Here is a 7,464-nt window from a genome sequence, read left to right as displayed (position 1 = left end):
CGGCCTCACCTGAATATCGTTACATCTACCCGCGCTGCAGGCTGATCAGCAGCACAAAGCCTACGCTGGTGTTCTTGTGCGGCGGCGCCTCGATCCTATGGCTTGTATCGGCCCGCATCATCGGCACCGCCAGCACCGGGGCTGCCAGCAGCATCAGGATAAGCACCGCCCGCGGCAACAGCCGGAGGATCTTCGTTGCATTGTCGGCGATGCGGTTCATTTCGGTGGTATCCCGGTTTTCAGCTTGGTCGATTTTAAGCTCTGTCGTTTCAGCGCTCGATTTGGTTCACGAGGCCGACAATGCGGGCACCGGCCGTTCCCAAGGGCGGGCCGAATGACCGGCCTCCGCCACCAGGATGGCGAAGAGCATGCCGAACAGGCTCATCAGCAGGCAAACGATGGTGAAGCGACGGGCAAGCATTTCTCTCTCCTTCAATGCGGGAGAAAATGCCTGACGGCCTCTGAACCGGTTCTGAGACCGGTATTCATCTGCGGTTCAAATTGATTGACGAGGGTCTTGCACGCGTGCCGATGCCACAGCGCCGCCGAGCGCTGTCGCTCCAAAAAAACGGGCCGTGTAGAGCAATTCCAGGAAAAGTGTGAGCGGTTTTCCGTCCGGGATTGCGTCAAACAAAGACGCAATTCCAGGAAAAGTGTGAGCGGTTTTCCGTCCGGGATTGCGTCAAACAAAGACGCAATTCCAGGAAAAGTGTGAGCGGTTTTCCGTCCGGGATTGCGTCAAACAATGAAACAGGGCGTTTCACCGTTCCGCAAAACGGTGAAACGCCCTTGGCCGTCTCGTATGGTCTGGAGTTTGGCGCTCAGAGCTTGTGCCAGGTCTGGCTTTTGCAGATCAGGCCGCCGAACACGCAGCCGCTCATCTTGAGCGCGGTGCCCGAGAGCGTCGCCTTGCCGGAATAGGTCTTGTCGTTTGCCGGGTCGGTGATGCTGCCGGCATATTTGTTGTCGCCGGCCGCCTTCAGCGAGCCGATCGTCTTGCCGGCGTATTTGCCGGTCTTGAGCGTGATCGAGAAAGAACCGCTCCCGCCGATCGCCGCGGTGTCGCCGGCCTGCGTCTTCCAGTTGCCTTCGATCGGGTCGGCGCATGCGGCGCCCGCCATGATCAAGGTGGCCGCCAGGGCCAGAGTCAGCTTTCGAAACATCTTGTCCACCTCCCTATGGGGTTGCGGCGGGCTCCAGTCCGCCTTCCTGCCCCTTACGCAAAGGTAAAGCTAATCCAGCCGCCGCCAAAACAAAAGCGGTGCCGCGACGGAAGGTTGCAAGGATTTTCGCCGCGCGGCCGACTGAAAATAAATGCGACCGAAAAACGCTTCGGTTTCCGTGGTTAGCGAAGTCTTGATTCTGCCGCCGGCAATTTTCATCGAATTTGACGCAAAATGGCTGAAACGCTGGATTCTCATGCTTAACAGTTTTCCGCGTTTACCTCTTGTTTTAGCTTTGTTTTCCTCAAATTAAGCAAGCCATTTAACGACGGATTCAAGGCCAGCCGTCATCCTCGAAAGCATCGAAAGAGCGGCTCGCCCCGAGGGATACCAAGGGAAAAGGATGCAGCTCTCGGGAGCCAGACAGGGGATTGAAATGGCACGCTTTGAAATGCTTGAGGACGGCTTCGGCGCCATGGGGGCAACTGCCCAGGCCGACATTCTTTTCGAACTGGGCATGATGTATGCGACCGGTCGCGATTGCGAGACCGATGTCGTTGCCGCCCACAAATGGTTCAACATCGCCGCGATCAAGGGCTCGGCCCGCGCCGCCGAACTGCGCTCGGAACTGTCGGCCACCATGTCGAAAGTCGAGATCGCCACGGCGCTGCGCGAAGCCCGCGAATGGATGACGATGCACTGATCCTCAGCGCGTAGCGCTCAGCTCATTGGGACAAGGCCGCGGAAAGACGGCCGGTCAAGAAGAACGAGAATGTGGCGGGTTGAGACAACCGAAGCCACGCGAAAAACAGGGAAGCGAGCGGGTTTCAGGCGCGGGGGCGTCTGGGGAGCTCGACTGCAAAAGCCGTGACCGACCGAAACAAGGTCGGCGCGGCTTTTTGCATTACGTTGCATTACACCTGGCAATCAGGCGCGTGGCCCAAGAAATCCTCGCCGGAATGAACCAAAACCGGCCTCACTGTCCTCTCGACAGTTTCGGCGAAGGGTGAAATTGTCCCGGCTCTGTGGAAGAAGCGCGGCCGGATCGGCACGCGCAAGTGGAGGAGTTCTTATAGTCATGAAAAAATTGGGTATTTTGAGCGCGGCCGCTTTTGGCCTGATGATGAGCGCCCCGGTTGCCTTCGCCGACGACATCACGATTTCGGTGGTCGGCCCCATGACCGGCCAGCTCGCCACCATCGGTGACCAGTTCAAGCAGGGCGCGCAGGCCGCCGCCGACGCGATCAATGCGGCTGGCGGCGTCAACGGCTCCCAGATCAAGCTCGACATCGAGGACGACCAGTGCGATCCGAAGCAGGCGGTCTCGGTCGCCAACCGCATCGTCGCCAACGGCGTCAAATTTGTTGATGGCCATGCCTGCTCCGGCTCCAGCATTCCGGCCTCGGCCGTCTATGCCGAAGCCGGCACGCTGATGATGAGCCCCGCCTCATCCAACCCCGTGCTGACCGACGCCGCCGCCAAGGCCGGCTGGCCGACCATCATGCGCCTCTACACGCGTGACGACGCGCAGGGCGCCTTCATCGGCCCGTGGATCGCCAAGAAATACGCCGGCAAGAACGTTGTCGTCCTGCACGACAAGAGCGCCTACGGCCAGGGCGTTGCCGACGCCGTGAAGGCGACGATGAATGCCGGCGGTCTCAAGGAAGTCGACTACGAAGGCATCAATGCCGGTGAGAAGGACTATTCGGCCCTCGTCACCAAGCTGAAGGAACTGAAGGCCGACGTGGTCTATTTCGGCGGCTATCACCCCGAGGCGGGTCTGATCCTGCGCCAGGCGGCCGAGCAGAACGTCAAGTTCCAGCTGATCATGCCGGACTCGATCGCTTCGCCGGAATTCTGGCAGGTTGCCGGCCCGGCTGGTGAAGGCACCATGTTCGTCTTCCCGTCGGACCCGCAAGCCAAGCCCGAAGCGAAGGACGCGGTCGCCAAGATCAAGGCCGGCGGCTTCACGCCCGAAGGCTTCACGCTGTTCTCCTATGCGGTGATCCAGGCTGTGGCCGAAGGCGTCAAGCGCGCCGGCACCGACGATCCGGCCAAGGTCGCCGAGGCGCTCAAGGACGGCAAGCCGATCAGCACCGTGGTCGGCGACGTCATCTTCGACGAGAAGGGCGATCTGAAGAACGCCAGCTACGACATCAACCAATGGCACGACGGCAAATACGCGCCGATCAAGCCGTAATCGGTTCTGCAAGAATCAAGGGAATGGCCGGGACGAACCCGGCCATTTCCGTTTGTGCTGCGGCATTGACGTGCAGGGGAGGCTGGCGCTGTCCCGCCATGCCTAATTATTTTGTCTCGTTAACGAGACAATCGAACAGCCGCTTCAGCCCTGCCCATCCTCCGCAAACCGCACCAGCACGGTGCCGTCGCTGACCTGAGCGCCCTCGGCCGCGATCTCGGCGATCACGCCGTCATGCGGGGCGGCGATCATGTGCTCCATCTTCATCGCTTCGAGGATCAAAAGCGGCTGGCCCTTGATCACGGCATCGCCCGCCGCGGCGCGCACCAGCTTGACCAGCCCCGGCATCGGCGCGCGCAGGCTGCTTGAGGCGGCCCCCGCCTCGTCGGCCTTGGCGAGCGGATCGGGGACCGTGAACGTATAGCCGACCGCGCCCTCGAAGACGGTGACATGGCCGGGCCAGCGGGCCGCATGCAGCATGGTCCTCAAATCATGCGTGTTCACCGCATCATGCGGTGCCTCCAGCGCCACCTGGAAGCGGCCGTCCGAGCGTGCCGAAACCCGCGCCAGGATGTTCTCCTCGCCATAGCGCAAGCGGGTGCGGCGCGAGAGCGGGTGGAAATGGGCATAGCTGGAAAGCGTGGACCAGGGGTCGGCGGCGGAAGCGGGCACGCCGGTATCCGTCGCCGCCAGCGCCGCGGCGGCGATCGTCTCGTCCCTCGGCGGGGGAATGGCGGTGAGCGCCGCCTGGTGCCGGCCGATCAGCCCGGTGTCGACATCGCCGGCAGCGAAATCGGCGTCGGCTGCGAGCGCCGCCAGGAAGGCGGTGTTGACGGTCGAGCCGGCCACTTCCGTCCGCGCCAGCATCTCGCGCAGCGTGCCGAGCGCCGAAGCCCGATCCTTGCCGTGCGCCACCAGCTTCGCGATCATCGGATCATAGAAGGGGGAGATCGCATCGCCGGCGCGCACGCCGGTCTCGATGCGTATCGCGGCACCTTCCGGCGCCGCGTCGGGGAATTTGAGATGATGCAGCGTGCCGGTCGCCGGCAGGAACCCTCTCGCTGCGTCCTCGGCATAGAGGCGGGCCTCGAAAGCGTGGCCGGACAAAGCGATCTCATTCTGCATCTTCGGCAGCGTTTCGCCGGACGCGACGCGAAGCTGCCATTCGACAAGATCGACGCCGGTGACCATCTCGGTGACGGGATGCTCGACCTGCAGTCGGGTGTTCATCTCCATGAACCAGAAGCGGTCGGTCTTGAGCCCCTGAGAGGCGTCGACGATGAACTCGATCGTGCCGGCGCCCGAATAATTGATCGCCTTGGCGGCCCTCACGGCGGCCTCCGTCATCGCCTTGCGCAGCGCCGGCGTCATGCCGGGGGCGGGCGCTTCCTCGATCACCTTCTGGTGGCGGCGCTGCGCCGAGCAGTCCCGTTCGAAAAGATGCACGGCGTTGCCGAAATTGTCGCCGAACACCTGCACTTCGATGTGACGCGGCTTGTCGACATATTTTTCCACCAGCACGCGATCGTCGCCGAACGCCGCCTTTGCCTCGCGACGCGCGCTGGAAAGCGCCTCCGAGAAATCGTCGGGGTGGTCGACGCGCCGCATGCCCTTGCCGCCGCCGCCGGCGCGCGCCTTGATCAGCACCGGGTAGCCGATCTCGCGCGCCTTGGACGCAAGCAGCACGATTTCCTGCGCTTCGCCGTGATAACCCGGCACCACCGGCACGCCGGCCTTTTCCATCAGCCGCTTGGCGGCGTCCTTTAATCCCATGGCGCGGATCGAGGCGGCGGAAGGACCGATGAAGACAAGGCCTGCCGCCGTCGCCTGGTCGACGAAATCGGGGTTTTCCGACAGGAAGCCGTAGCCGGGATGGATGGCCTCGACGCCGGTGGCGAGCGCCGCCGCCACGATCCTGTCGCCGCGCAGATAGCTTTCGCCGACGGGCGAGGGGCCGATATGCACGGCCTCGTCGGCCATCTCGACATGGAGCGCGCGGGCATCCGCGTCCGAATAGACGGCGACGGTGCGCACACCGAGCCTGCGGGCGGTTCGGATGACGCGACAGGCGATCTCGCCGCGATTGGCAATCAGGATCTTGCCGAACATGGAGCCTCCGCGAGTAGAGCTTGCTTCGCGTTGAGGAGGCATTCCTTCGCGCCCCCCTCTGTCCTGCCGGACAGTCCGGCAGGACAGAGGGGGGAGCTGTCCCGCCAGCCTCTCCAGCTGATCATCTGAATTTGCCTGTACTGAGCCTTTTGCTCCAAGGTCAGCTCTCCCCAATGGCCGCAACGGCCTGCCGACATAACTCCGCCGTCTGCTCGTCGAAGCAGCAGAAAGTAACCGTATCCGGCAGCGCATTTTGCCTCAGGAAGGCGCTTACGGCACCAACGGCGATCTCCGTCGCCTGGTCTTTCGGATAGCCGTAGACGCCGGTCGAGATCGCCGGGAAAGCGATGGTTCGGCAATCATGGCCGAGCGCGATTTCGAGCGAGCGCCAGTAGCAGGAGGCGAGCAGCTCGGCTTCGCCCTTGCCGCCGCCTTGCCAGACCGGACCGACCGTATGGATGACGTAACGCGCCGGCAGGCGATAGCCTTTGGTGAGCTTGGCGTCGCCGGTCTTGCAGCCATGCAGCGCGCGGCATTCGGCGAGCAGCTCCGGCCCGGCCGCGCGATGGATGGCGCCGTCGACGCCGCCGCCGCCCAGCAGCGAGGAATTGGCGGCATTGACGATGGCGTCGACCGCAAGCCTGGTTATGTCGCCGGTGTGGATACGGATCCTGTCGCCGAGAGCGCTCATCGTCACATCCTGAACACGCCGAATTTCGTCGCCTCTATCCCGGAATTGAGCGCCGCCGAGAGGCTGAGCGCCAGCACGTCGCGGGTCCTGGCCGGATCGATGATGCCGTCGTCCCAGAGCCGGGCCGAGGAATAGAGCGGATGGCCCTCATGCTCGTATTTCATCAGGATCGGCTTCCTGAATTTCGCCTCGTCCTCGGCGCTCCATTCACCGCCCTTACGCTCGATGCCTTCGCGCTTGACCATGGCAAGCACGGTGGCCGCCTGCTCGCCGCCCATCACCGAGATGCGCGCGTTCGGCCACATCCACAGGAAGCGGGGCGAATAGGCGCGGCCGCACATGCCGTAATTGCCGGCGCCGAACGAGCCGCCAATGATCACCGTGAGCTTCGGCACCTTTGCGGTGGCGACCGCCATCACCAGCTTGGCGCCGTCCTTGGCGATGCCGCCGACCTCGTATTTGCGCCCGACCATGAAGCCGGTGATGTTCTGCAGGAAGACCAAAGGAATGCCGCGCTGGCAGCAGAGCTCGATAAAATGCGCCCCCTTCAGCGCGCTTTCGGAAAACAGCACGCCATTGTTGCCGAGGATGCCGACCGGCATGCCGTGCAGATGGGCAAAGCCGGTGACCAGGGTGGTGCCGTAATTCTGCTTGAACTCGTCGAACCCCGAGCCGTCGACGAGCCGGGCAATCACCTCGCGCACGTCATAGGGCTGGCGCAAATCCGTCGGCACGATGCCGTAGAGTTCGTTCGGATCGTGAAGCGGCGGCACCGGTTTCTGCAGATTGAGATTCAGAGCCTTGTTCCGATTCAGGTTCTTGACGATGCGCCGGCAAATGGCCAAGGCGTGCTCGTCATCCATGGCGTAGTGGTCGGCGACGCCGGAAAGCCTGGTGTGGACATCGGCGCCGCCGAGCTCCTCGGCGCTGATATCTTCTCCGGTAGCGGCCTTCACCAGCGGCGGGCCGCCGAGAAAAATGGTCGCCTGGTTGCGCACCATGATCGTCTCGTCCGACATCGCCGGCACATAGGCGCCGCCCGCCGTGCAGGAACCCATGACGCAGGCGATCTGCGGGATGCCGGCGGCCGACATGTTGGCCTGGTTGTAGAAGATGCGGCCGAAATGCTCGCGATCCGGGAAGACCTCGTCCTGGTTGGGCAGGTTGGCGCCGCCGCTGTCGACCAGGTAGACGCAAGGCAAGTTGTTCTGCAGCGCGATCTCCTGCGCCCTGAGATGCTTCTTCACCGTCAGCGGATAATAGGTGCCGCCCTTCACCGTGGCGTCGTTGACGACGACCAT

Annotated in this window: 9 protein-coding genes; 2 read left to right on the top strand and 7 right to left on the bottom strand. The window is 63.2% G+C overall.

The genetic code is table 11. The annotated features are described in order from the left end of the window. Positions 1-25: 25 nt before the first annotated feature. The 4 genes from FJ980_RS28540 to FJ980_RS28530 form a co-directional block, all read right to left on the bottom strand. Positions 26-220 carry a hypothetical protein gene (locus tag FJ980_RS28540; RefSeq protein WP_140546992.1) on the bottom strand — a complete coding sequence of 65 codons (195 nt, stop codon included), beginning with the start codon at positions 218-220 and terminating at the stop codon, positions 26-28. Between the two features lie 66 nt (positions 221-286). Continuing rightward, positions 287-421, bottom strand: a complete 135-nt coding sequence (locus tag FJ980_RS35875; protein ID WP_263481629.1) for a hypothetical protein — start codon at positions 419-421, stop codon at positions 287-289. Between the two features lie 400 nt (positions 422-821). Then, complete coding sequence (locus FJ980_RS28535; protein WP_140546991.1) at positions 822-1,163, bottom strand: DUF2147 domain-containing protein; 342 nt, start codon at positions 1,161-1,163, stop codon at positions 822-824. 69 nt (positions 1,164-1,232) lie between these two features. Next, the gene (locus FJ980_RS28530; RefSeq protein WP_140546990.1) at positions 1,233-1,421 is read right to left on the bottom strand and encodes a hypothetical protein; all 189 of its coding nucleotides are present in this window, start codon (positions 1,419-1,421) and stop codon (positions 1,233-1,235) included. A gap of 178 nt (positions 1,422-1,599) precedes the next feature. Here FJ980_RS28530 and FJ980_RS28525 point away from each other — a divergent pair, with 178 nt between their 5' ends. Continuing rightward, the gene (locus tag FJ980_RS28525) at positions 1,600-1,866 is read left to right on the top strand and encodes a sel1 repeat family protein (RefSeq protein ID WP_027164869.1); all 267 of its coding nucleotides are present in this window, start codon (positions 1,600-1,602) and stop codon (positions 1,864-1,866) included. A 375-nt stretch (positions 1,867-2,241) separates the two neighbouring features. Beyond that, entirely contained in the window at positions 2,242-3,363 is a 1,122-nt protein-coding gene (locus tag FJ980_RS28520; protein WP_095766910.1) for an ABC transporter substrate-binding protein, read from the top strand. A 144-nt stretch (positions 3,364-3,507) separates the two neighbouring features. On the opposite strand, the gene FJ980_RS28515 is transcribed toward FJ980_RS28520, so the two are convergent. The 3 genes from FJ980_RS28515 to FJ980_RS28505 all read right to left on the bottom strand — a co-directional run. Further along, the gene (locus FJ980_RS28515; protein ID WP_140546989.1) at positions 3,508-5,472 is read right to left on the bottom strand and encodes an acetyl/propionyl/methylcrotonyl-CoA carboxylase subunit alpha; all 1,965 of its coding nucleotides are present in this window, start codon (positions 5,470-5,472) and stop codon (positions 3,508-3,510) included. A 160-nt stretch (positions 5,473-5,632) separates the two neighbouring features. Next, positions 5,633-6,163: an O-acetyl-ADP-ribose deacetylase gene (locus FJ980_RS28510; RefSeq protein ID WP_140546988.1), complete on the bottom strand. Its 531-nt coding sequence runs from the start codon at positions 6,161-6,163 to the stop codon at positions 5,633-5,635. Positions 6,164-6,165: 2 nt separating this feature from the next. Continuing rightward, positions 6,166-7,464 (bottom strand): carboxyl transferase domain-containing protein (locus tag FJ980_RS28505; protein WP_140546987.1); only part of this gene is annotated, 1,299 nt, incomplete at its 5' end.

It is taken from the genome of Mesorhizobium sp. B1-1-5, assembly GCF_006443065.1.
Taxonomy (GTDB): Bacteria; Pseudomonadota; Alphaproteobacteria; order Rhizobiales; family Rhizobiaceae; genus Mesorhizobium.
The sequence above is the reverse complement of the archived record's forward strand: the minus strand, read 5'-3'. Positions and strand labels throughout refer to the sequence as shown.